The organism is Streptomyces sp. NPDC111656, from assembly GCF_055656965.1.
Map to the genome: position 1 here is coordinate 522,403 of NZ_JBVKCA010000005.1, position 23,679 is coordinate 546,081.

20 protein-coding genes are annotated in these 23,679 nt (G+C 71.7%); 14 read left to right on the forward strand and 6 right to left on the reverse strand.

Translation table 11 applies throughout. The features are described 5' to 3' along the window. Positions 1-114: 114 nt before the first annotated feature. From ACZ7M3_RS18600 to sucB, 3 genes are all read left to right on the forward strand, one after another. Positions 115-1,644: a leucyl aminopeptidase gene (locus tag ACZ7M3_RS18600; RefSeq protein WP_472064484.1), complete on the forward strand. Its 1,530-nt coding sequence runs from the start codon at positions 115-117 to the stop codon at positions 1,642-1,644. A 260-nt stretch (positions 1,645-1,904) separates the two neighbouring features. Continuing rightward, a complete protein-coding gene (lpdA, locus tag ACZ7M3_RS18605) occupies positions 1,905-3,293 on the forward strand; it encodes a dihydrolipoyl dehydrogenase (protein WP_472064486.1) in 1,389 nt (462 codons plus the stop codon). A 92-nt stretch (positions 3,294-3,385) separates the two neighbouring features. Then, positions 3,386-5,191, forward strand: a complete 1,806-nt coding sequence (gene sucB / locus ACZ7M3_RS18610; RefSeq protein ID WP_472064488.1) for a 2-oxoglutarate dehydrogenase, E2 component, dihydrolipoamide succinyltransferase — start codon at positions 3,386-3,388, stop codon at positions 5,189-5,191. A gap of 67 nt (positions 5,192-5,258) precedes the next feature. Here the strand turns inward: sucB and ACZ7M3_RS18615 are convergent, their stop codons facing one another. Next, positions 5,259-5,945 (reverse strand): hypothetical protein, encoded by a 687-nt coding sequence (locus tag ACZ7M3_RS18615; protein ID WP_472064490.1) that lies wholly within the window; start codon positions 5,943-5,945, stop codon positions 5,259-5,261. 290 nt (positions 5,946-6,235) lie between these two features. Between ACZ7M3_RS18615 and ACZ7M3_RS18620 the strand changes: the two genes are divergently transcribed. The 4 genes from ACZ7M3_RS18620 (at position 6,236) to ACZ7M3_RS18635 (ending at position 11,556) form a co-directional block, all read left to right on the forward strand. Continuing rightward, positions 6,236-6,859, forward strand: a complete 624-nt coding sequence (locus ACZ7M3_RS18620; RefSeq protein ID WP_054230749.1) for a GntR family transcriptional regulator — start codon at positions 6,236-6,238, stop codon at positions 6,857-6,859. Positions 6,860-7,123: 264 nt separating this feature from the next. Next, positions 7,124-9,835, forward strand: coding sequence for a pyruvate dehydrogenase (acetyl-transferring), homodimeric type (gene aceE, locus ACZ7M3_RS18625; RefSeq protein WP_472064492.1), 2,712 nt, complete (start codon positions 7,124-7,126; stop codon positions 9,833-9,835). 113 nt (positions 9,836-9,948) lie between these two features. Beyond that, positions 9,949-10,947 carry a helix-turn-helix transcriptional regulator gene (locus ACZ7M3_RS18630; RefSeq protein WP_472064494.1) on the forward strand — a complete coding sequence of 333 codons (999 nt, stop codon included), beginning with the start codon at positions 9,949-9,951 and terminating at the stop codon, positions 10,945-10,947. A gap of 90 nt (positions 10,948-11,037) precedes the next feature. After that, positions 11,038-11,556, forward strand: coding sequence for a DUF4240 domain-containing protein (locus ACZ7M3_RS18635; RefSeq protein WP_472064582.1), 519 nt, complete (start codon positions 11,038-11,040; stop codon positions 11,554-11,556). Here the strand turns inward: ACZ7M3_RS18635 and ACZ7M3_RS18640 are convergent. After that, a complete protein-coding gene (locus ACZ7M3_RS18640; protein WP_472064496.1) occupies positions 11,523-11,810 on the reverse strand; it encodes a hypothetical protein in 288 nt (95 codons plus the stop codon). The two genes, ACZ7M3_RS18635 and ACZ7M3_RS18640, sit on opposite strands and share 34 nt — an antisense overlap. A gap of 357 nt (positions 11,811-12,167) precedes the next feature. Further along, a complete protein-coding gene (locus tag ACZ7M3_RS18645) occupies positions 12,168-12,983 on the reverse strand; it encodes a peptidoglycan recognition protein family protein (protein WP_472064498.1) in 816 nt (271 codons plus the stop codon). Between the two features lie 187 nt (positions 12,984-13,170). On the opposite strand from ACZ7M3_RS18645, the gene ACZ7M3_RS18650 reads away from it, so the two are divergent. Further along, positions 13,171-14,355, forward strand: a complete 1,185-nt coding sequence (locus ACZ7M3_RS18650; RefSeq protein ID WP_452971887.1) for a MarP family serine protease — start codon at positions 13,171-13,173, stop codon at positions 14,353-14,355. 1 nt (position 14,356) lies between these two features. Here ACZ7M3_RS18650 and ACZ7M3_RS18655 read toward each other — a convergent pair whose 3' ends face one another. Then, positions 14,357-14,845: a GNAT family N-acetyltransferase gene (locus ACZ7M3_RS18655; RefSeq protein ID WP_472064500.1), complete on the reverse strand. Its 489-nt coding sequence runs from the start codon at positions 14,843-14,845 to the stop codon at positions 14,357-14,359. 71 nt (positions 14,846-14,916) lie between these two features. Between ACZ7M3_RS18655 and ACZ7M3_RS18660 the strand changes: the two genes are divergently transcribed. Further along, positions 14,917-15,861, forward strand: coding sequence for a TIGR01777 family oxidoreductase (locus tag ACZ7M3_RS18660; RefSeq protein WP_472064502.1), 945 nt, complete (start codon positions 14,917-14,919; stop codon positions 15,859-15,861). A gap of 433 nt (positions 15,862-16,294) precedes the next feature. Beyond that, complete coding sequence (locus ACZ7M3_RS18665; protein WP_472064504.1) at positions 16,295-17,647, forward strand: NAD(P)/FAD-dependent oxidoreductase; 1,353 nt, start codon at positions 16,295-16,297, stop codon at positions 17,645-17,647. 1 nt (position 17,648) lies between these two features. Here ACZ7M3_RS18665 and ACZ7M3_RS18670 read toward each other — a convergent pair whose 3' ends face one another. Beyond that, positions 17,649-19,088: a regulator gene (locus ACZ7M3_RS18670; RefSeq protein WP_351313090.1), complete on the reverse strand. Its 1,440-nt coding sequence runs from the start codon at positions 19,086-19,088 to the stop codon at positions 17,649-17,651. Between the two features lie 303 nt (positions 19,089-19,391). Between ACZ7M3_RS18670 and lipB the strand changes: the two genes are divergently transcribed. The 4 genes from lipB (at position 19,392) to ACZ7M3_RS18690 (ending at position 22,977) form a co-directional block, all read left to right on the forward strand. Continuing rightward, positions 19,392-20,189, forward strand: coding sequence for a lipoyl(octanoyl) transferase LipB (lipB, locus tag ACZ7M3_RS18675; protein ID WP_472064506.1), 798 nt, complete (start codon positions 19,392-19,394; stop codon positions 20,187-20,189). Between the two features lie 519 nt (positions 20,190-20,708). Further along, the gene (lipA, locus tag ACZ7M3_RS18680; RefSeq protein WP_095855077.1) at positions 20,709-21,674 is read left to right on the forward strand and encodes a lipoyl synthase; all 966 of its coding nucleotides are present in this window, start codon (positions 20,709-20,711) and stop codon (positions 21,672-21,674) included. Positions 21,675-21,989: 315 nt separating this feature from the next. Next, positions 21,990-22,187, forward strand: a complete 198-nt coding sequence (locus ACZ7M3_RS18685; protein ID WP_054229278.1) for an SCO2195 family GlnR-regulated protein — start codon at positions 21,990-21,992, stop codon at positions 22,185-22,187. A gap of 88 nt (positions 22,188-22,275) precedes the next feature. Continuing rightward, a complete protein-coding gene (locus tag ACZ7M3_RS18690; RefSeq protein ID WP_095855076.1) occupies positions 22,276-22,977 on the forward strand; it encodes a DUF4191 domain-containing protein in 702 nt (233 codons plus the stop codon). A gap of 132 nt (positions 22,978-23,109) precedes the next feature. On the opposite strand, the gene ACZ7M3_RS18695 is transcribed toward ACZ7M3_RS18690, so the two are convergent. Then, positions 23,110-23,580, reverse strand: a complete 471-nt coding sequence (locus tag ACZ7M3_RS18695) for an RDD family protein (protein ID WP_472064508.1) — start codon at positions 23,578-23,580, stop codon at positions 23,110-23,112. Positions 23,581-23,679 lie beyond the last annotated feature (99 nt).

Consider the following 23,679-nt stretch of genomic DNA (forward strand, 5'->3'; position numbering starts at 1 on the left):
GTGGCACCCAGGTAAAGACACTCCCTGAGGCCGGATCTAGGGTCATTCGTCAGGGCCCGGTCGACCCATCCCTATTCGGCCGCAGCAAAACAATGGAAGCGAGATCTCACCACAGTGACTGCTCTGACTCTCAGCACCGCCGCGGTGTCCGGCCTGCGGGCCGACGCGATCGTCGTCGGTGTCGCGAAGGGCGCCAAGGGCCCGGTCGTCGCACCGGGCGCCGAGGCCGTGGACAAGGCGTACGACGGCGCACTCGCCGGGATCCTGGAGACCCTCGGCGCATCCGGCGGCGAGGGCGAGGTGACGAAGCTGCCCTCGCCGACCGGCTTCAAGGCGCCCGTCGTCGTGGCCGTCGGACTGGGAGCCGTCCCGGAGAAGGACGACACGTTCAGTGCCGAGGCGCTGCGCCGCGCGGCCGGTGCCGCGGCCCGCGCGCTCGCCGGTGCCAAGAAGGCCGTCTTCGCCCTGCCGATCACCGACGCCGCCGACGCGGGCGTCCTGGCGGAGGGCGCGGCGCTCGGCGCGTACGCCTTCGACGCCTACAAGGAGAACGGCAAGAACGGCAAGGACGCGAAGAACGGCAAGGCCCCGCTCGCCGAGGTCACGCTGCTCGGCGGCAAGCCCCGGGACGCGGCGTACAAGGCGGCCCTCGCGCGCGCCACGGCCGTGACCGAGGAGCTCAACCGCGCCCGCGACCTCATCAACACCCCGCCGAACGACCTCTATCCCGAGTCCTTCGCCGCCGTCGCCACCGCCGCCGGCAAGGAGCACGGCATCAAGGTGCAGGTGCTGGACGAGAAGGCCCTGGAGAAGGGCGGCTACGGCGGCATCCTCGGCGTCGGCGCGGGCTCGGCCGCCGGTCCCCGCCTGGTGAAGCTGTCGTACACCTCGCCGAAGGCGACCAAGCACCTCGCGTTCGTCGGCAAGGGCATCACCTACGACTCGGGCGGCATCTCCCTCAAGCCCGCCGGGCACAACGAGACGATGAAGTGCGACATGAGCGGCGCGGCGGCGGTCTTCGCCGCCGTGGTCGCCGCGGCGCGCCTCGGCCTCGAGGTCAACGTCACCGGCTGGCTGGCGCTCGCCGAGAACATGCCCTCCGGTTCCGCCACCCGCCCCGGTGACGTGCTGCGCATGTACAGCGGCAAGACCGTCGAGGTCCTCAACACCGACGCCGAGGGCCGTCTCGTGCTCGCCGACGCGCTGTGGAAGGCGTCCGAGGAGAAGCCGGACGCGATCATCGACGTGGCGACGCTGACCGGCGCGATGGTGCTCGCGCTCGGCAACCGCACCTTCGGCGTGATGGCCAACGACGACGCGTTCCGTACGGCGATCGTCGAGGCCGCGGAGGAGGTCGGCGAGGAGTCCTGGCCGATGCCGCTGCCGGAGCACCTGCGCAAGGGGATGGACTCCCCGACCGCCGACATCGCCAACATGGGTGAGCGGATGGGCGGCGGGCTGGTCGCCGGTCTGTTCCTGAAGGAGTTCGTGGGCGAGGGCATCACCTGGGCGCACCTGGACATCGCCGGGCCCGCGTTCAACGAGTCCGGCCCGTTCGGCTACACGCCGAAGGGTGGCACGGGGTCGGCGGTGCGGACGCTGGTGCGACTCGCCGAGCTGACCGCCGCGGGCGATCTCGGCTAGCGGTGCTTCACGGCCGCGAGTGAAACGCGGCCGGTCGCGCGGTACCTCCGCACCCCTTGTCGGGGCGCGGAGGTACCCCTGTATTCGGACAGTGCGACTTCTCACACACAGGCCCGGCGTCTCGAACGCTCCGGACAAGTGCGAAGATGGGTTCTCGGCAGGACAGGGCCCCCACCACAGGGCCGAAGAAGAGCGGCCGGACACCAGCCGCCGACCGGTCACTGGAGACCGGCGTGGCGCACATGCATGGAGGACGTGACGTGGCGAACGACGCCAGCACCGTTTTCGACCTAGTGATCCTCGGCGGTGGCAGTGGCGGTTACGCCGCGGCGCTCCGCGGGGCGCAGCTGGGCCTGGACGTCGCCCTGATCGAGAAGGACAAGGTCGGAGGCACCTGCCTGCACCGGGGATGCATCCCCACCAAGGCCCTGCTGCACGCGGGCGAGATCGCCGACCAGGCCCGCGAGAGCGAGCAGTTCGGCGTCAAGGCCACCTTCGAGGGCATCGACGTCCCGGCCGTCCACAAGTACAAGGACGGGGTCATCTCGGGCCTGTACAAGGGCCTGCAGGGTCTCATCGCGTCCCGCAAGGTGACGTACATCGAGGGTGAGGGCCGACTGTCCTCCCCCACCTCGGTCGACGTGAACGGCCAGCGCATCCAGGGCCGCCACGTGCTGCTCGCGACCGGCTCCGTGCCGAAGTCGCTGCCGGGCCTGGTGATCGACGGCAACCGGATCATCTCCTCCGACCACGCGCTGGTCCTGGACCGCGTCCCGCAGTCCGCGATCGTGCTCGGCGGCGGCGTCATCGGCGTCGAGTTCGCCTCCGCGTGGAAGTCCTTCGGCACCGACGTGACGGTGATCGAGGGCCTCAAGCACCTCGTCCCGGTCGAGGACGAGAACTCCTCCAAGCTTCTTGAGCGCGCGTTCCGCAAGCGCGGCATCAAGTTCAACCTGGGCACCTTCTTCTCGAAGGCCGAGTACACCCAGAACGGTGTCAAGGTCACCCTCGCCGACGGCAAGGAGTTCGAGGCCGAGGTCCTGCTCGTCGCCGTCGGCCGCGGCCCGGTCTCGGCCGGTCTCGGCTACGAGGAGCAGGGCGTCGCGATGGACCGCGGCTATGTCCTGGTCGACGAGTACATGCGGACGAACGTCCCGACCATCTCCGCCGTCGGTGACCTGGTCCCCACGCTCCAGCTCGCGCACGTCGGCTTCGCCGAGGGCATCCTGGTGGCGGAGCGTCTGGCCGGTCTCAAGACCGTTCCGATCGACTACGACGGTGTCCCCCGGGTGACGTACTGCCACCCCGAGGTCGCCTCCGTGGGCATCACCGAGGCCAAGGCCAAGGAGATCTACGGCGCGGACAAGGTCGTCGCCCTGAAGTACAACCTCGCGGGCAACGGCAAGAGCAAGATCCTCAACACCGCGGGCGAGATCAAGCTCGTCCAGGTGAAGGACGGTGCCGTGGTCGGCGTCCACATGGTCGGCGACCGCATGGGCGAGCAGGTCGGCGAAGCCCAGCTGATCTACAACTGGGAGGCGCTGCCCTCCGAGGTCGCCCAGCTCATCCACGCCCACCCGACGCAGAACGAGGCGCTCGGCGAGGCCCACCTGGCCCTCGCGGGCAAGCCGCTGCACTCGCACGACTGATCCAGTCCCCGGCTGATTTCAGTCATCGCGTCGCCCCTGGGCGCGACGACGACCACAGACTTCCGCACCATTCGTAAGGAGCAACAGAAACCATGGCGGTTTCCGTAACCCTTCCGGCGCTCGGCGAGAGCGTCACCGAGGGCACTGTCACTCGCTGGCTGAAGGCCGAGGGCGAGCGCGTCGAGGCCGACGAGCCGCTGCTCGAGGTGTCGACCGACAAGGTCGACACCGAGATCCCCTCCCCCGCCGCCGGTGTCCTCGCCTCCATCAAGGTCGCCGAGGACGAGACGGTCGAGGTCGGCGCCGAGCTGGCCGTCATCGACGACGGCACGGGCGCGCCCGCCGCCGCTCCCGCTCCGGCCGCCGAGCCCGTGGCCGCCCCGGCTCCGGCCGCTCCCGCCCCGGTCGCCGAGGCCCCCGCGGCCCCGGCCCCCGCCCCCGCCGCCGCTCCCGCTCCCGCCGCTCCGGCCGGTGGCGCCTCCGGTACCGACGTCGTGCTGCCCGCGCTGGGCGAGTCCGTCACCGAGGGCACCGTCACCCGCTGGCTGAAGGAGGTCGGCGAGGAGGTCGCGGAGGACGAGCCGCTGCTCGAGGTCTCCACGGACAAGGTCGACACCGAGATCCCCGCGCCGGTCGCCGGCGTGCTGCTGGAGATCGTGGTCGGCGAGGACGAGACCGCCGAGGTCGGCGCGAAGCTCGCCGTCATCGGTGCCCCGGGCGCGGCTCCGGCCGCCGCTCCGGCTCCCGCGGCCCCGGCCCCCGCCGCTGCCGCCCCGGCTCCGGCCGCCCCCGCGGCTCCGGCTCCGGCCCCCGCTGCTCCGGCCGCCCCGGCCGCTGCGGCCCCGGCTCCGGTCCAGCCCGTGGCTCCGGCCCCGGTCGCGCCCGCCGCTCCGGCTCCCGCGCCGGTCGCCGCGCCCGCCCCGGTCATCCCGGCTCCGGCTCCGGCCGCGCAGGCCACCGACGACGGCGCGTACGTGACCCCGCTGGTGCGCAAGCTCGCCGCGGAGAACTACGTCGACCTGGCCTCCGTCAAGGGCACCGGCGTCGGCGGCCGTATCCGCAAGCAGGACGTCCTCGCCGCCGCCGAGGCCGCGAAGGCCGCCGCCGCTGCCCCGGCTCCGGCCGCTGCTGCGGCCGCCCCGGCAGCCAAGAAGGCGCCGGCCCTGGAGGTCTCCCCGCTGCGCGGTCAGACCGTCAAGATGCCCCGCATCCGCAAGGTCATCGGCGACAACATGGTGAAGGCCCTGCACGAGCAGGCCCAGCTGTCCTCGGTCGTCGAGGTCGACGTCACCCGCCTGATGCGGCTGCGCGCGCAGGCGAAGGACTCCTTCGCGGCACGCGAGGGCGTCAAGCTCTCCCCGATGCCGTTCTTCGTGAAGGCCGCGGCCCAGGCGCTGAAGGCCCACCCGGCCGTCAACGCCCGGATCAACGTGGACGAGGGCACGATCACCTACTTCGACACCGAGAACATCGGTATCGCGGTGGACTCGGAGAAGGGCCTGATGACCCCGGTCATCAAGCACGCGGGCGACCTGAACATCGCCGGCATCGCCAAGGCCACCGCCGAGCTGGCGGGCAAGGTCCGGGCGAACAAGATCACTCCGGACGAGCTGTCCGGCGGGACCTTCACCATCTCCAACACCGGCTCGCGCGGCGCGCTCTTCGACACGATCATCGTGCCGCCGAACCAGGTCGCGATCCTCGGCATCGGTGCCACGGTCAAGCGTCCGGCCGTCATCGAGACGGAGGAGGGTACGGTCATCGGCGTCCGCGACATGACCTACCTGACGCTCTCCTACGACCACCGTCTGGTGGACGGCGCCGACGCGGCCCGTTACCTGACCGCGGTCAAGGCGATCCTGGAGGCGGGCGAGTTCGAGGTCGAGCTCGGCCTGTAACCACCCCGCTCGCGCGCTGCCCCCGCCCGGAACCTTCCGGACGGGGGCTTCGCGTTTCCGCCGCAGGTCACCGCGGCTTCAGCGCGCTGTCCGACCACAGCACCAGCGTCTCCACCCACAGGTTCGGGATCTCCGTCGGGTACGCGGGTGTCAGGTGCCGCGTCCGGTACGCCCTGAGGACGTCGTACGTGGCGTCCAGGCAGTCGCGCGAGCCGAGGTCCCCCGTCTCCGGGTCGACGCCGACGAGGAAGCCTCGCTTCTCGACCGTACGGATCATGGCGCGGGCGGAGTTCACGTCACTGGTCGACGAGTCGGTGCAGCGGTAGCGGCTGTACGGGTGCGTGGACTTCCCCGGGATGGGGGTCCCCCCTGCTCGAGCGAAGCCGAGAGCTTGCGGGATCGCGTCACGTGACATGTCGCTGAGCATCCGCGCGTACGTGCCCTCCGCGCGCCAGGCGCCGATGTCGCCGCCGGGCGGGGTGTAGAGCGCGTTCGACGGGTTCTCCACCGCGCCGTACACCCAGCGGTCGGTGCCGGTGATCCGGAAGCCCCAGCCGACGTGCCCGAACTTCTGCGCGCCGTCCGGCTTGACGAAGACGCACGCCCCGCCGGAGGCGACCGAGGTGCCGTGGGCCCGCGTCGCACTCGGCCGCACGGCCGCCCCCGTGTCCAAGGGCCCGCACGCCGCCACGGCCACGACCGCCCAGGCCGCCGCGGCCCGGCGCAGCCCCCGCTTCCGTCCCCATCCGCCCATGCCGACCCCCTGGCGTTCGCGGGAGCCCCCGTGGAAACCCCCGCGCCGAAACCCCTGTGCCGACCCACACACCGTGCGGGGCCCGCGAGTTCTCCGGGTGACACGGACGTGACGCCTCCGGACCCCACCCGGTACGGGTCTTTACGTACGCGGCCGCTCTGACAGCGTGTAAGTCTCGTCTCACCTGCAGGAAAGCGCCCCCGTACGCCTCTCTCCGACGGGGCTGCGGCCTTATTGTCTAAAGGTCAAACGCCCTTGGGGCCGGCCCACCCCCAACGAAGGAGCCCCTCATGACCGCGCCCGTCGTCCACTCGCTGCGCGAACAGATCCGCGAGCACATCGTGGAGGGGATCGTCAGCGGGCGCTGGAAACCGGGTGAGCGGATCGTCGAGCGGCGGATCGCGACCGAGCTGGAGGTCAGCCAGACCCCGGTGCGGGAGGCGCTGCGCGAACTGGAGTCGCTGCGGCTGATCGAGTCGGCGCCCAACAAGGGTGTGCGCGTGCGCAACCTGACGGCCGCCGACCTGGAGGAGAGCTACCCCGTACGGGCCGGTCTGGAGGCCATCGCGGCCGAGCTGGCGGCCGAGCGCCTCGCCCAGGACTGCTCGGCCCTGGAACCGCACGTCACGGCGCTGTACGAGGCCGACCGGCTGTCGGACGGCACCGGCCAGGTCCGTCACACCGTCGCCTTCCACCGCGAACTCGTGCGCGCCGCGGGCAACTCCGTCCTCCTGCACACCTGGGAGGGCCTGGGCATCGAGGTCTTCACCGCCCTGTCCATCCGCTGGCTGGGAACCGTCCAGCAGTCGTACGCGGAGGAGCACGAGGCGCTCGTGGACGCCTTCCGGCGCCGGGATCCGCTGATCGCCGACCTGGTGAAGGCGCATGTGCTGGGCTGCGCGCCGCGCCCCTGACACAGCCGAGCGCACCCGCGCTCACCTGGGGAAACCCTGGGAATCCAAGGCACCCCGTGCCTGTCGTCAAGGCACCCCGTGCCGACTTTTGCGCTACGAAGAGGTTTTCGCCTTCAACCCTTTGATCGATCATCGATCAGGGAGTTACAGTCAGCGCTGGGCTCCCACCAGAGCCCGCCGCCCTGTCCTGCCAAAGACATAAGGGCACCCCCGAAAACCCCTTGCCGATGAGGGAACCCCCCTCCGCATCCGGAAGGCGGCGCAATGACCGACCCCACCGCAATCCAGCCGAGCGAGCTCGACCAGCTCCCGGACCGCGACCCCGAGGAGACCGCCGAATGGCAGGCCTCCCTGGACGCCGTCACCCAGGCGGCCGGGCCGCACCGTGCCGCGTATCTGATGCGCCGCACGCTGGAGCGCGCCGAGGGCAACGGTCTCGCGCTGCCCAAGCTGCTTGAGACCGACTACGTCAACACCATCCCCACCGCCGCCGAGCCCGTCGTGGACGGCGACGAGGCGATGGAAGCCCGGATCACCGCCTGGCACCGCTGGAACGCGGCCGCGATGGTGACCCGGGGCGCGAAACACGGCGTCGGCGGCCACATCGCCACCTTCGCCTCCGCGGCCTGGCTCTACGAGACCGGCTTCAACCACTTCTTCAAGGGCAAGGAGTCCCAGGAGGCTCCCGGCTCCGGCGACCAGCTCTACATCCAGGGCCACGCCTCCCCCGGCATCTACGCCCGCGCCTTCCTCGACGGCCGGCTCACCGAGCAGCACCTCGACAACTTCCGCCAGGAGGCGGGCGGCAACGGCCTCCCGTCGTACCCGCACCCGCGGCGCCTGCCCTGGCTCTGGGAGTTCCCGACCGTCTCCATGGGCCTCGGCCCGCTGTCGGCGATCTACCAGGCGCGCTTCAACCGCTATCTGACCAGCCGCGGCATCAAGGACGTCTCGCAGTCCCACGTGTGGGCGTTCCTCGGCGACGGCGAGATGGACGAGCCCGAGTCGACCGCGGCACTCGCACTCGCCTCCCGCGAGGGCCTGGACAACCTGACCTTCGTCATCAACTGCAACCTGCAGCGCCTCGACGGCCCGGTCCGCGCCAACTTCAAGATCGTGCAGGAGCTGGAGGCCCAGTTCCGCGGCGCCGGCTGGAACGTCGTGAAGTCGCTGTGGGGCTCGGCCTGGGACGAGCTGTTCCAGCTCGACACCACGGGCGCGCTCGTACGCCGCCTGCGCGAGGTACCCGACGCGCAGGTGCAGACGTACCAGACCCGCGACGCCGCCTACATCCGCCAGGACTTCTTCGGCGCCGACCCGGCGCTCGTCGAGATGGCGAAGCTGATCAGCGACGACAAGATCACCGAGTGTTTCCACCTCTCCCGCGGCGGCCACGAGTCCCGCAAGGTGTACGCGGCCTATCGCGCCGCCCTCGCCCACAAGGGCGCGCCGACGGTGATCCTGGCCCAGACGGTCAAGGGCTTCACGCTCGGCACGGGCTTCGCGTCCAAGAACGCCAACCACCAGATGAAGAAGCTGTCGACGGACGAGTTCAAGCAGATGCGTGACCTGCTCGAGCTGCCCATCTCCGACAGCCAGTTCGTCGACGGCGTGGTTCCCTACGGCCACCCGGGCGCCGACTCCCCCGAGGTCCGTTACCTCCAGGAGCGCCGCGCGGCCCTCGGCGGCCCGGCCCCGGCCCGCCGTACGCACGCGCTCGCCCCGCTGCCCGCCCCCGCCGACAAGGCGTTCGCGTCCTTCGACAAGGGCTCCGGCTCGCAGAACGTGGCGACCACGATGGCGTTCGTCCGCCTGGTCAAGGACCTCGTCCGCGACAAGGAGACCGGGAAGCGCTGGGTGCCGATCGTCCCCGACGAGGCGCGCACCTTCGGCATGGAGAGCCTCTTCCCCTCCCTCGGCATCTACTCGCCCAAGGGCCAGACGTACGAGCCGGTCGACCGCGACCAGCTGATGTACTACAAGGAGGCCAAGGACGGCCAGATCCTCAACGAGGGGATCACCGAGGCCGGCTCCATGGCGGACTTCATCGCCGCGTCCACCGCGTACGCCACGCACGGCGAGGCGATGATCCCCTTCTACATCTTCTACTCGATGTTCGGCTGGCAGCGCACGGCCGACCAGATGTGGCAGCTCGGCGACCAGCTCGGCCGCGGCTTCCTCGTCGGCGCCACGGCCGGCCGTACGACGCTGACGGGCGAGGGCCTCCAGCACGCCGACGGCCACTCCCCGGTCATCGCGGCGACCAACCCCGCCGCCCTGTCCTACGACCCGGCGTTCGCGTACGAGATCGCGACGATCGTCAAGGACGGTCTGCGCCGGATGTACGGCGAGGCGGCCCCGGGCGAGGACTCGAACGTCTTCTACTACCTGACGGTCTACAACGAGCCGATGCCGCAGCCCGCCAAGCCGGCCGGCCTCGGTATCGACGAGGGCATCGTCAAGGGCCTCTACCGCTTCAACACGGCCGAGTCGGCGGGCCTGTCCCCCGTCGCCAACGCCCCGCGCATCCAGCTGCTGGGCTCCGGCACGGCGATCCACTGGACCCTTCAGGCGCAGAAGCTGCTCGCCGAGGAGTGGGGCGTGGCCGCCGACGTGTGGTCCGCGACCTCCTGGACGGAGCTGCGGCGCGACGCGCTGGAGGCCGACGCGGCCCTGCTGCGCGGCGAGGAGCGGGTGCCGTTCGTCCGCCAGGCGCTGCACGGCGCCGAGGGCCCGGTGCTCGCGGTCTCCGACTACATGCGCCAGGTCCCGGACCAGATCGCGCAGTGGGTCGAGCAGGACTACTCCTCGCTCGGTGCCGACGGCTTCGGCCTCTCCGACACCCGTGCGGCGGCCCGTCGCCACTTCGGCGTCGACGCGCAGTCGATCGTCGTCGCGGCGCTGGCGCAGCTGGCACGGCGGGGCGAGGTCAAGACGTCCGCGGTGAAGGAAGCGCGGGAGCGCTACGGACTCTGACGGTCCGCCTGTTCCATGTGTGACGTGAAGGGGCGCGGTGGCTACGGCCGCCGCGCCCTTCGGCGTTCCGGCGGCGCCCCTTCGCTGTCAGTGGGGCCCGGCATCATGGCCGTATGCGTGCTGCCCGCCTGATCAAGATGGTGCTGCTGCTCCAGTCACGGCCGTCGATGACCGCCGCCGAGCTGGCGCGGGAGCTCGAGGTGTCCGAACGGACGATCACGCGGGACGCGCAGGCGCTGTCGGAGGCGGGGGTTCCGGTGTACGCGGACCGGGGCAGGGCCGGGGGCTACCGCCTGATCGGCGGCTACCGCACCCGGCTGACGGGCCTGGCGCGTACGGAGGCGGAGGCGCTGTTCCTGAGCGGGGTGCCGGGGGCCCTGCGGGACATGGGTCTGGAGGACGCCGCCTCCGCCGCGCGCCTGAAGGTGTCCGCCGCCCTCCTCCCCTCCCTGCGGGACGCCTCGCGGGCGGCGGGACAGCGGTTCCATCTGGACGCGCCCGCGTGGTTCAACGAGCCCGAGACGCCCGAGCTGCTGCCCGCGGTCGCCGAGGCGGTCTGGGACGACCGTCGGATCACCGCGGGGTACCGGCGCGGGACGGCCGAGGTGGAGCGGGTGCTCGAACCGTACGGGCTCGTACTGAAGGCGGGCGTCTGGTACCTGTGCGCGCGGGTGCCCGAGCCCGGGGCAACCGGATCCGGCCCCTTCCGGGTCTACCGGATCGACCGCTTCACGGAGGTGAGGCCCGCCACGGAGTGCTTCACCCGGGAGGACGGGTTCGACCTGCCCGGGTTCTGGGCGGAGCGGGCCGAGCAGTTCGCACGGTCCATCCTGCGGGCGGAGGCCGTCGTACGGCTGTCTCCGGAGGGCGTGCGCAGACTTGCGTACGCCGTCGACCCCGCGTCCGCGAGACAGGCGCTGGGCGGGTGCGGCGACCCCGACGGGCGGGGGTGGGTGACGGTCACCCTCCCCGTCGAGTCCGAGGAGGTCGCCCATGGGCAACTGACGGGGCTCGGGCCCGAGGTGGAGGTGCTCTCGCCCGCGGCGCTGCGGGACCGATTCGCGGGGGACGCGGTGCGGCTGGCGGCGCTGTACCGGGAAAACGCCTCGTAGCCCGCGGTTTTACCGTCGGCATGTGCGCGCATAACAATCTGCGGCACTCCGCGTGCGTCACTCCCGCTCAGGCCCGATGCTGGACCCGTGATGGACGAGACGGAGTTCTGGGAGCTGGTGGACACGACCCGCGAGGCCGTCGAGGGCGACCCCGAGGACCACGCCGACCTGCTCGTCGAACGGCTCGTCCAGCTGGACCCGGACGCCGTGCTCGACTTCGCCCGTCACTTCGAGGCCCGCTACAACCGCGCCTACCGCTGGGATCTGTGGGGCGCGGCGTGGGTCCTGCTCGACGGGGTGAGCGACGACGCCTTCGACTTCTTCCGGTGCTGGCTGATCGGCCAGGGCCGGGAGGTCTTCGAGGGCGCGATGCACGATCCCGACGCGCTCGCCGAGCTCCTGGACGACTTCGACGAGGACCTCGACGGGGACGGTGAGGAGCTCGGGTACGCCGCGGACGAGGCGTACGAGCAGCTGACCGGGGTCGTCGCGCCCGACCTGGGCATTCCGCCCGCGTCGCCCGAGCCGGAGGGTACGCCGCTCGACTTCGAGAACGAGTCCGTGCTGGCCGAGCGCTATCCCAGGCTGTGGGAGCGCTTCAGGGACTGAGGCAACGTGGCGTACGGGGTGACGTACGGGACGTGCGTCTCGTGGTTCTTGTGGTCTTCGTGGTTCTCGTGGGCGTGGTACGGGGGTGCGGCGTTGGCTCGGTCCAGTGCCGAGGCGGTGGCCGCGGCGGGGCCCACGAGGACCGTCACCACGGCGCAGGCCACGGTCCACGGGGTTCGCAAAGCCGTGTTCCAACCTCCCGTGCCGGCCGCCTTGTTCGCCTTGCCCGTCTTCTCGGTACGCCTGCTGCTCATCTTCCCCACCTCCAGTCGGCTGTTACGAGAAGGACACTAGAGAGCAGCGATCTGAGACACCGTTGACTCGACCATGGGCTGCCTGTGAACGCGTTCCTCGCCCCCGCCGCCCCTACCCGTCCCATCCCACTTGGGGGCTCCGCCCCCAAACCCCCCATCGGCCTGAACGGCCTCGTCCTCAAACGCCGGACGATCCGAGACTTTCAGGGGCGCGGGGAACTGCGCGACCAGCCCCCACCGACCGGCAGCCGAACGACAGCGGGCGGCCTGGGGACGCGGGGCGAAGCCCCGTCTTAGGGAGGCGGGGAACTGCGCGCCCAGCCCCCACCGGCCGGCAGGCGGCGTGTGCGGGCGGGGTCAGCGGCCCTGGAGGTGGGCGGCTCTGGCGCGGATTCGGGGCAGTTGGGACGTCAGCGCGGCGCCGGGACAGTTGGTCATGAAGCCCGCGTCGTGGCCGACCAGCGTGGGCAGCACCACACTCGTACCGGCGGTGTAACGGCTGAGGTCGTTGCTGGAGACGAGCCGCACCTTGGCACGGGGATCCACGTCGGACAGCCCCAGCTTCCACGCCGCCAACGCGGCGATCGCCTCGGTCATCGCCCGCGGCACCGGCGTCCCCGCCCCGAACGTACCAATGGCCGCGATCCCCGCGGTGCCATGGTTGAACCCCTGCGTATGCGCTCCGGTGACGGCCCGGTCGACCCCACCCGCCCGCCCCTCGTAGATCGTGCCGCAGCGGTCGACGAGGAAGTTGTACCCGATGTCGTCCCACCGCCGGACACCGGTCTGACCGGCGTACAGGGAGTGGATGATGCGGGGCACGTCGGCGCACTCGTACGCGTTCGGCGAGTCGGTGTGGTGCACGAAGACCGCGACGACGTGGTCGTCGTAGCGGGCGGGCGGCTGCGTGTGCGTGCTCCCGGCGTCCAGCCACCGCGACCGCGGCACGATGACCGGCCGCGCCGCGCGATGCGGACCCGCCGGCAGCGGCGCGGCCACCGGCCGCTCGCGCCCGGGGTCGACCGGCCGGTCGACCCCCTCCGCACACACCACCAGCGCGAGCACGGCGAGCAGACCGGGCACGCACCCGAGCACGACGACGGCGGCACGCCGCGCCCACACCCACCGCGCGAGCCGCGTCCACGCTCCCCGCGCCTTTCGGAAGACACGCATGGAGCCACCCTGACCCGGTTCCGATCACCTCGCGATGTGTGCTGTGCCACCTGGTGGAACCATCGTCCTGGTCCGGGACGTTTTTACAGGTCCACGCACACGTGGCCGTTTCCCGGCTCCACGCGCGCGTGCCTGATCACTGGGCCTGCCCCACGCGTACTAAGGGGCCCAAGAGAAAGGCGGCTCCGTGGACCTGCTCGACATCCTGCTGTTGCTGGTGATCCTTGCTTACGCGGCGTCCGGCTACCGGCGCGGGCTGGTCGCCGGCTGTGTCTCGCTGGCCGGGTTCGTGGGCGGCGCCGTCATCGGCGTATGGGTGCTGCCGTGGATGATGGACCTGGTGACGGCGGGGACGTCGGCGGCGACGGTGACGGCCGTGCTGACGGTGCTGGTGCCCGCCGTGGTGGGCCACGAGCTGGCGGGCCGGCTGGCGCTGAAGCTGCGCCGCGAGCTGGACCAGGGGCCGCTGCGGGTGGCCGACGGGGTCGGCGGAGCGGCGGCGAACACGGTGGCGGTGCTGCTGGTGGCCTGGGTCGCCGCGAGCGTCCTGGGAGCCTCCTCGTCCACCCTCATCACCCAGTCGATCCGTAACTCCGCGCTGCTGGGCGCCGTACAGACGGCGATGCCGGACACCACGCCCACCTGGTTCTCGCGGGCCACCTCGGCGCTGACGGAGGCGGGCTTCCCGCAGGTCTTCAACCCGTTCGAGAACGAGCCGACCGCGGGTGTCGCGAAGCCCTCCGGCGACAGCGTCACCGCGGCGGCGACGAGCGCCGCCAAGCGCAGCACGGTGAAGATCGAGGGCGCCGCGGGCAACCAGGGCCGGGAGGGCAGCGGGTTCGCGTACGCGGCGCAGCACGTGATGACCAACGCCCACGTGGTGGCGGGCATCGACAACCCGACCGTGCGGGTGGGCGGTGTGGGCCGTGTGTACTCGGCGCGGGTGGTGTTCTTCGACCCGCGCAAGGACGTCGCGGTCCTGTACGTACCGGACCTCAGGGTCCCCCTCCTGCGTTTCGACGACAGCGCCAAGCGCGGCGACTCGGCGGTCGTCGCGGGCTATCCGCAGGACGGCGGTCTGGATCTCCAGGCGGCCACGGTCGCGGGCCGGATCAACGCGCGGGGCCAGAACATCTACAACTCGAGCATGGTCACCCGGGAGATCTACTCGATCCGCTCCACCGTCCGCCCCGGCAACTCCGGCGGCCCGCTCCTCACCACCGACGGCAGGGTGTACGGCGTCGTGTTCGCCCGCTCCACCTCGGACGACGAGACGGGTTACGTCCTGACGGCCGACGAGGTCGCGGGCGACGCCCGGCGCGCGGCGGCCTCGACGACACCGGTGGACACGGGCGACCTGATCACCTCGTAGCTCAGAGAAAGCGGCCCATGAACACGTCGTCGACGTAGTCGCCGTCGAGCAGGAACTCCTCGGGCAGGACGCCCTCCACCTGGAAGCCCTCGGACTCGTACAGCTTCCGTGCCGGGGTGTTGTGCCCGAGGACGCGCAGCGTGATCCGCCGGGCGCCCTGCCGTCGGGCCCCGTCCATCACGGCCCGCAGCAGCCCTCGTCCGACGCCCGCGTGGCGCGCCTCCTCGGCGACGACAAGTCCCTGGATCTGCCGGACGTGGGAGTTGCAGGCGAGGGGCGTGGGATAGCCCAGCCGGATGTAGCCGACGAGGACGCCGTCGAGTTCGGCGACGTGGTGGTCCTGGGGGCCGAACCGCTCGTTGTAGAAGGGTTCGTACGGCGGCTGGGGGCGCGGCGCGACGGCGTGCAGGGTGGACCAGGTGACACGGTCGAGACGGCCGAGCGCGTCCTCGTCGTCGAGGGTGGCGATGCGTATGAGCGGTACCGGCATGAAGGTCACTTTACGGCGGCCGCGCGCGGTCCCGTCCCGTACTTTCCCGGCGCGCGCGGCAGGATGGGCGCATGAACGACTCACCGCTCGCTCCGGATTCCCGTAGGTCCCGTATCGCGATCGCCGGTGCGTCCGGCCTGATCGGTTCGGCCCTGACGCGCTCCTTGACCGCGGACGGGCACGAGGTGGTCCGCCTCGTACGGCGTGCGCCCCGTGGGAAGGACGAGGTGCGGTGGGATCCGGACGGGCAGCGGATGGACGCCGCGGGGCTCGCCGGGTGCGCGGCGGTGGTCAATCTCGCGGGGGCGGGGGTCGCTTCGCGGCGGTGGACGGAGGCGTACAAGCGGAAGATCCTGGACAGCAGGGTGCGGGGGACGGCGACGCTGGCCGCGGCGGTGGCCGCTCTGGACGAGCGGCCGCGGGTGTTCGTCAACGGGAGTGCGATCGGGTTCTACGGCGAGACGGGCGACCGGGTGGTGGACGAGTCGGCGCCGCCCGGGGAGGGATTCCTTCCCTCCGTGTGCGTGGCGTGGGAGGGGGCGGCGGAGCCGGCGCGGGAGGCGGGTGTCCGTACCGTCTTCGCCCGTACGGGGCTGGTGGTGGCCCGTGAGGGTGGGGCCTGGGGGAAGCTGTTTCCGCTCTTCAGGGCGGGGCTCGGGGGGCGAATGGGGGACGGCCGCCAGTACTGGAGCTACATCTCTTTGCATGACGAGGTGGCCGCGATCCGGCATCTCATCGACACGCCGTCGCTGTCCGGGCCGGTGAACCTCACCGCGCCGACGCCCCTCACCAACCGGGAGATCACCGAGGCGATGGGGCGCGTCCTGCATCGGCCCACCGTCTTCCCCACCCCGGCTCCCCTCCTGCGCCTCGCCCTCGGCGACATGTCCGGCGACATCCTGGGCAGCCAACGCGTCCACCCCACCCGCCTCCTGTCCTCCGGCTTCACCTTCGCCTTCCCGACGATCGAGGGGGCATTGCGAGCGGCCCTGCACCCCGCCCCCCGATCGGCCTGAACGGCCTCGTCCTCAAACGCCGGACGGGCTGAAAACGAGGGCGAGCCGAGGCTTTCAGGGGCGCGGGGAACTGCGCGCCCAGCCCCCACCAGCCCGCACCCGAACAACTACAGCCGGACGGGGATCCGGGGCGCAGCCCCGCCCAAGGGGCGCGGGGAACTGCGCGACCAACCCCCACCGGCCCGCAGCCAAACCGATCCGGGCGGCCCGGGGATGCGGGGCGGAGCCCCGCCTCGGGGGCGCGGGGAACTGCGCGAACGGCCCCCACTCACCCGCGGACAAAGAATCCGTGCACCCCCATGCGACCGTGCACGCCCGACGCGCGACTGTCCACGGCTCCAGACGCACCTACCCTCGACCCGAACTCAGGTATCCCCAGGGCACGTTGGGGGCATGACGTTCCCACCGGCCGCGCAACCTCGAGGAGGGGTACGTGCTAGAGCCCGTATGCAAGGCGGACGTGGACGTCGTCATCGTCGGGGCCGGAGCCGCGGGACTCGCGGCCGCCCAGCACCTGACCAGGGCGGGCCTCACGACGAAGGTGCTGGAGGCCGCCCCCACCGTGGGCGGCCGCATGACGACGGAGAAGGTGGACGGCTTCCGGCTCGACCGCATCGGCCGACTCCTGTCCACCTCGTACCCCGAACTGCACCGCACCCCGGGCCTGAACACCCTGGCCCTGCGCCCGTTCTCCCCGGGCGTGCTGCTGCACAGCGACGGCCGTCACCACCGCGCCGCCGCCCCCACCACCCCCCGGAGCGCAAGGGGCGCACTCACCGCCGCGCGCGCCCTCGCAAGCGCCCCCCGTCTCCCCCGGAGCCAGTCCTCCCGCCCCGGCCCCCTCGGCGGCCACCTCGACCAGACCCGCCTGGCCACCGCCCTCGCCCGCCTCGCCGTCACACCACCCGAACGCCTCCTCACCCGCCCCGACCTCCCCACCGCACAGGCGCTGACCACCCGTGGTCTGCCGCCCCGTACGGTCGACGGCTTTCTGCGCCCCCTGCTCGCCGCACTCCTGTGCGACCCGGCCCTCACCACCTCCAGCCGCGCCGCCGACCTCGCCCTGCATTCGTTCGCGTCGGGCCGGCTGTGTCTGCCGGAGGGCGGCGCGGACACCCTGCCGGAGCTCCTGGCGGCCTCCCTGCCCCCGGGCACCGTCCACACCGGCGTCGAGGTCACCGCGGTCTCCACGACCACCGTGACGACGAAGGACCACGGCGAACTCACCTGCCGGGCCATCCTGCTGGCGACCGGAGCCCGCGCCGCGGCCCGGCTGCTGCCCGGTCTGCGCGTCCCGGCCTTCCATCCGGTGACGGTCCTGCACCACACCACGGACGAGCCCCCGTTGACCGACCCGGCCCTGCTGCTGGACGCCGACCGGAGCGGCCCGGTGGCGCAGACGGCGGTCATCAGCCAGGTCGACCCGTCCCGCGCCCCCGCCGGACGGGCGCTCGTCTCCTCGACGGTGCTGGGCACTCCCCCGGCCGCCGCCCACCTGGACACCGCGGTCCGCGCCCAACTGGCCCGCCTCTACGGCACGTCGACGAGCCGCTGGGAACTCCTCGCGGTCCACCACACCCGTGACGCGGTCCCCGCTATGCCCCCGCCGCACGACCTGCGCCGCCCTGTACGCCTCCTGGCGGGCCTGTACGTCTGCGGGGACCACCGGGACACCGGCACGGTCCAGGGCGCCCTACATTCGGGCCGCCGGGCCGCCCACGCCCTCCTGAGGGACCTGGGCGCCCGTCCGGCCGCGACGGAGGAGCGTCTGGAAACGGCCGCCTGAGTCAGCCCAGGGCCGCCACCCGATCCCGGTAGCCCCGTACGGGTGCCGCGTCCCGGTACGGTTCGAGCCGCCGCTCGAAGTCCCGTACGTACTCGACGGCCCGGACCGACCGCATCTCCACCGCCTGCCCCGCGGCCTCGGCGCCCAACTGGCAGGCCTGGTCGAGCTCCCCGAGCCCGAGCCGTGCCGAGGCGAGCACCACCCGACAGAACAGCCGGCTGCGCGCGAAGCCGGGCGCCCGCAACTGCAGCGAGCGCTCGGCGTGCTGCGCCGCGGCCCGGTACTGCTGCAGATCCCGGTGGCAGTGCCCGAACTCGTCGGCGAGCTGCGCCTCGTCGAAGAACCGCGCCCAGTGCGGGGCCTCGTCCCCCGGCCGGGCGGATTCGAGGGCCCGCTCGGCGCGCACCAGCGACGCCGTGCAGGCCCGCACCTCCCCGAGCACTCCGTGCCCGCGCGCCTCCACGGAGTGCAGCAGCGCCTGGACGACGGGCGGCACGGACGAGCCGACGCCCTGCTGCGCGACCCGGGCGAGCTGCACGGCCTCGCGCCCGTGGCCGAGGTAGACCGCCTGCCGACTCATGGTGACCAGGACGTACGAGCCGTACGCCCGGTCGCCGGCCGCCTGCGACAGCCGCAGCGCCTGTACGAAGTAGCGCTGCGCGAGCCCGTGCGCGGCGATGTCGTACGAGGTCCAGCCGGCGAGGCGGGTGAGGTCGGCGGCGGCCGCGAACAGGCGCCGCCCGGTCTGCTCGCCGTACGCGCCGCGCAGCATGGGCTCGGCCTCGTGCTCCAGGTAGCGGACCAGGGCCTGGCGGGCGTGGCCGCCGCCGTAGGCGTGGTCGAGGGCGCGGAACAGTTCGCCCACCGAGCGCAGGGCGGCGATGTCCCCGCCGGTGACCTTCTGGCCGGGGCCGCGTTCGGTCTGGTTGCGCTGGCGGGGGACCGCGGGGCGCCCCTGGGCGGGGATGCGCGCGGCGGCCGGGTCGCCGCGGCTCACCCGGTCGTCGGCCCGTCCGATCAGCCAGTCGCGGCTGGGGACGACGAGTCCCGCCGGGGTGAAGGCGATCTTGCGGAGCTCGGCGTGGCTGCCGGAGTCCTTGCGCCACAGCCCGCTGACGATGTCGACGGCCTCCTCGGGGGTCGCGGCGAACTCGAGGCCCGCGTAGACGGGCGCGCAGGCGTCGAGCCCGAGGTCCTGCGCGGTGAGGCGGCGGCCGAGGCGCCGTGTGAACACCTCGGCGATGAGGGCGGGTGTGGTGCCGCGGGGCTGCTGCCCGCGCAGCCACCGCGTCACCGATGTCTTGTCATATCTCAGGTCAAGTCCGTGTTCGAGGCCGAGCTGGTCCACGCGACGGGCGAGACCTGCGTTGGAGAACCCCGCTTCTGCGATGAGCGCGGCGAGCTGGCGATTGGGCGTGCGCTGCGCGGGTCGTTCCGTCATCTGCGGTGCGGTCTCCTGCCTTCCGGGCATCACTGGGTGCCCGGATTGCCTGTGAGCAGCCCTTATGGCCTCGTGGACGGCGCGAATGTAGCGGAGAGTAAGCGCCTGATCGCAGGCATCGACATACATTCATCCGATCGTGTGAGGATTGACCGCTGGGCTGACGCGCACGGCCCGGACGTACAGTGGCGTGGGCGCGTTACGTACCTGACGAAAGGTTCTTTCGCCTGCCGCACAACGGGCCCGCCGGTGGCCACACCGCCGGTTTCCGAAGGTTCTGAGGCTTCTAGGGAGGCGCTTGCCGTGAGTGAGTTGCGGTTCGTCCGCATGGGATTCGGTGCCGAGGCCGTGGAGTACCAAGAGGCCTGGGACGAGCAGCGCCGCGTGCATGCCGCCCGCTTCCTGGACGAGGTCCCGGACACCTGTCTGCTCCTGGAGCACCCGCCGGTCTACACGGCGGGCCGGCGTACGGCGGACAACGAACGGCCCCTCGACGGCACGCCCGTGGTCGACGTGGACCGCGGCGGCAAGATCACCTGGCACGGGCCCGGGCAGCTCGTGGGCTACCCGATCCAGAAGCTGCCGCGCCCAGTGGATGTGGTGGCGCACCTGCGGCGGCTCGAAGACGCCATGATCCGGGTCTGCGCCGAGTTCGGCGTCGAGACCAGCCGGGTGGAGGGCCGGGCGGGCGTCTGGGTCCTGGGCGACCCCGTCGCCTCGCGCCCCTCCCTCGGCGGGCTCTCCCTCGACTTCGACCCGCGGCTGACGGACGAGGAGTTCGACCCCCGTCTGAACGGGCCCGAGTACGCGCCCTCCAACGCCGGGCAGCGGCGCGAGGACCGGAAGATCTGCGCCATGGGGATCCGGGTCGCCAAGGGCGTCACCATGCACGGCTTCGCCCTGAACGTGAATCCGGACACATCCTCCTTCGACAAGATCATCCCGTGCGGGATCCGGGACGCGGGGGTGACGTCCCTTGCGTACGAGTTGGGGCGCGAGGTCACCATCGCGGAGGTTCTGCCGGTCGCCGAGAAGCACCTGCGCGACGTCCTGGAGAACGCCGACCTGCGCCCCCGCGAGGTCGAGCGGGCCTCGGCCTGACGGATGCCGGCCACGGGCGTTCCCCGCGTGCCCCAAGGCGGGGCTTCGCCCCGATCCCCCGCCTGTCCGAAGTGGCCCGGCTGCAGGCCGGTGGGGGTTGCTCGCGCAGTTCCCCGCGCCCCTTGAGTCGGGGCTGCGCCCCGGATCTCCGGCCCGCCCGGATTCGTTTGGCTGCGGGTCGGTGGGGGCTGATCGCGCAGTTCCCCGCGCCCCCAAAAGCCTCAACCCGTCCGGCGTTTGAGGACGAGGCCGTCAGGCCGATGGGGCACCGGGGCGCAGCCCCGTGCCCCAGGGGCGCGGGGAACTGCGCGATCGGCCCCCACCGGCCCGCAGCCGACAAACCCACCCGGGGGTCTGGGGGCGGAGCCCCCAGGTGTGGATGGGACGGGTAGGGGCGGCGGGGGCGAGGAAACCCCCGGGAATGCACCCTCGGTCCGCAAGGTTGCCCACCGCGGGGGCCGAGAACCGTACGGGCGTACCCTGGTGTACGCCGAAGAATCGAAGCTACAGGGAGCCGATGTGTCCGCAGTCGCACCCGACGGACGCAAAATGCTGCGCCTGGAGGTCCGGAACGCCCAGACCCCCATCGAGCGCAAGCCCGAGTGGATCAAGACCCGGGCGAAAATGGGCCCCGAGTACACCAAGATGCAGAACCTCGTGAAGAGCGAGGGCCTGCACACGGTCTGCCAGGAGGCGGGCTGCCCCAACATCTACGAGTGCTGGGAAGACCGCGAGGCCACGTTCCTGATCGGCGGCGACCAGTGCACCCGGCGCTGCGACTTCTGCCAGATCGACACGGGCAAGCCGGAGGCACTCGACCGCGACGAGCCCCGTCGCGTAGGCGAGTCCGTGGTCACGATGGACCTGAACTACGCCACCATCACCGGCGTCGCCCGCGACGACCTGGAGGACGGCGGGGCGTGGCTGTACGCCGAGACGGTCCGCCAGATCCACCTGCAGACGGCGGAGCGCGAGGCCGGCCGCACCAAGGTCGAACTCCTCGCCCCCGACTTCAACGCCGAGCCCGCCCAGCTCGCCGAGGTCTTCTCGTCCCGCCCCGAGGTCTTCGCGCACAACGTCGAGACGGTCCCCCGGATCTTCAAGCGCATCCGCCCGGGCTTCCGCTACGAGCGCTCGCTGAAGGTCATCACCGAGGCGCGCGACTACGGTCTGGTCACGAAGTCGAACCTCATCCTCGGCATGGGCGAGACCCGCGAGGAGGTCAGCGAGGCCCTCACGCAGCTGCACGAGGCGGGCTGCGAGCTGGTGACCATCACGCAGTACCTGCGTCCCTCCGTGCGCCACCACCCCGTGGAGCGCTGGGTCAAGCCGCACGAGTTCGTGGAGCTGAAGGAGGAGGCCGAGCAGATCGGCTTCTCCGGTGTCATGTCGGGCCCGCTGGTGCGCTCCTCGTACCGCGCCGGTCGGCTGTACCAGATGGCCATCGAGAAGCGTGGCGCGTACGTCGCCTCGCAGGCGGTCTGAACACCCGTACGGAGCAATGCGGGCGACATAATTTGAAACGCCTTACAACCCGAGCGGTGGCACTCAGTGCCACCGCTCGCGTGTGAATCGGCGCACAAGCAACTCCCCCCACAATGTGGCCAATTCACCGCGCTGCGGACCGTCCGCGCAGATGGGGACAGGCGTCAGGACGGCGTCATGCTGGAGGCCCGCCGCATCAAGGCTTCATTGGTGTTTGACCGGTCGGTCACGCCCTGGTAACACCAATCAGTGACCCTGGTCTTACGCCCCGTACCGCCCCGTCCAAAGCCGCCATCCCGAGGGGGGACCTCCATCATGCAGGCCGCGCCCGTACGCGCCACAGCCATCCCGTCGTTCACCGATGCACTCCGTGCCGTCGAGTCGCTGCTCATGAGCAGCGGTCAGCGCACCGCCCGCCGCAACGCCTGGACCTCCGTCCTGGAGGACCGCCGCCGCGCCAAGGACCGGGTCGAGGCGCAGCGCGTGCTGGAGTCCGTGGCGACGCGTTCGTAGCCGTCGCCGGACCCCCGCGCGGGCGCTGCCGCCGCCTGCCCGGACACTGCCGTCGTCGGCGCTTGCCGGGCCACGTAGACTTCGTGGCATGGCGAGGAAGGAAACTGCAGCGGACGCTGCTAACCCCGGGCGACTCAAGCAGATCGCCCTGACCTACAAGATGACTCGCAAGGCCGACTCCAAGATCGGTCTTGTACTCGCGGCAGTCGGAATCGTCACCTTCGGTGTCTTCCTCGCGATCGGCCTCTTGATCGACCACCCGTACTACCTGGGCATTCTCGGCCTTCTGCTCGCCTTCCTCGCGACGGCGATCGTCTTCGGGCGCAGGGCCGAGCGGGCCGCGTTCGGACAGATGGAGGGCCAGCCCGGCGCGGCAGCGGCCGTGCTGGACAACATCGGCCGGGGCTGGACCACGACTCCTGCGGTGGCGATGAACCGCAGCCAGGACGTGGTGCACCGCGCGGTCGGCAAGGCCGGCATCGTGCTGGTGGCCGAGGGCAACCCGAACCGGGTGAAGAGCCTGCTGGCGGCCGAGAAGAAGAAGATGGCGCGGATTGTCGCCGATGTGCCCGTGCACGACGTGCTCGTGGGCTCCGGCGAGGGTCAGGTGGGGCTCAAGAAGCTCCGCACGACGATGCTGAAGTTCCCCCGCGTCCTGACCGGCCCGCAGGTGACGGCCACCAACGACCGGCTGCGCGCGATGGGCGACCTGATGAGCAACATGCCCCTTCCGAAGGGTCCGATGCCCAAGGGCATGCGGATGCCGCGCGGCGGACCGAAGGCCCGCTGACACTCCTCTGAGCAGAGTTACGACGATGGGGGCGCCCGGATCACTCCGGGCGCCCCCATCGTCGTACCACTCGCCGGACGGCCTGGTGTCGTCGTACGGCCTGATGTCGCCGTACGGCCTGATGTCCGGTTGCTAGGCCCGGACCTCGATCGTGCGGGCCATGCGGTCGTGCAGGCCGCGGCCGTCGCGGTCCCAGATCAGGGCGGGGATGGCCACGCACAGCAGGGCGGTGCGCAGCAGGACGCGCAGCGGGTTGAGACGGCCGCCGCCCTCGGGGACGATCCGCAGGCCCAGCAGGCGCTTGCCCGGGGTGAAGCCGACCGTGCCGACGGTCAGGACGCCCAGGACGAAGAAGACGAGCAGGGCCCAGTTACCCGTCGACCCCGGCTTGTAGCCGTGGGTGAGCAGTCCGTATGCGATCAACAGGCACAGGGCCCAGTCGATGGCGAGGGCGCCCAGCCTGCGGCCGGGGCGGGCGATGGAGCCGGGGCCGTGTTCCGGCAGACCCAGCTGTTCACCCCGGTATCCGAGGTGGGCACCGGCGTCCTCCAGGGCCGCACGGGGTCCGGAGAGCCACGATCCGATTGCTTGCCTGTTGTCCACCCGTCCACGGTACTGCGCCCGTTTTGGCATGCGGACAGGAGGGGCCTGACGACCCCGGGTCGGTTAACTTGGGCGAAACAAATGGGTCACGCTGGAGAA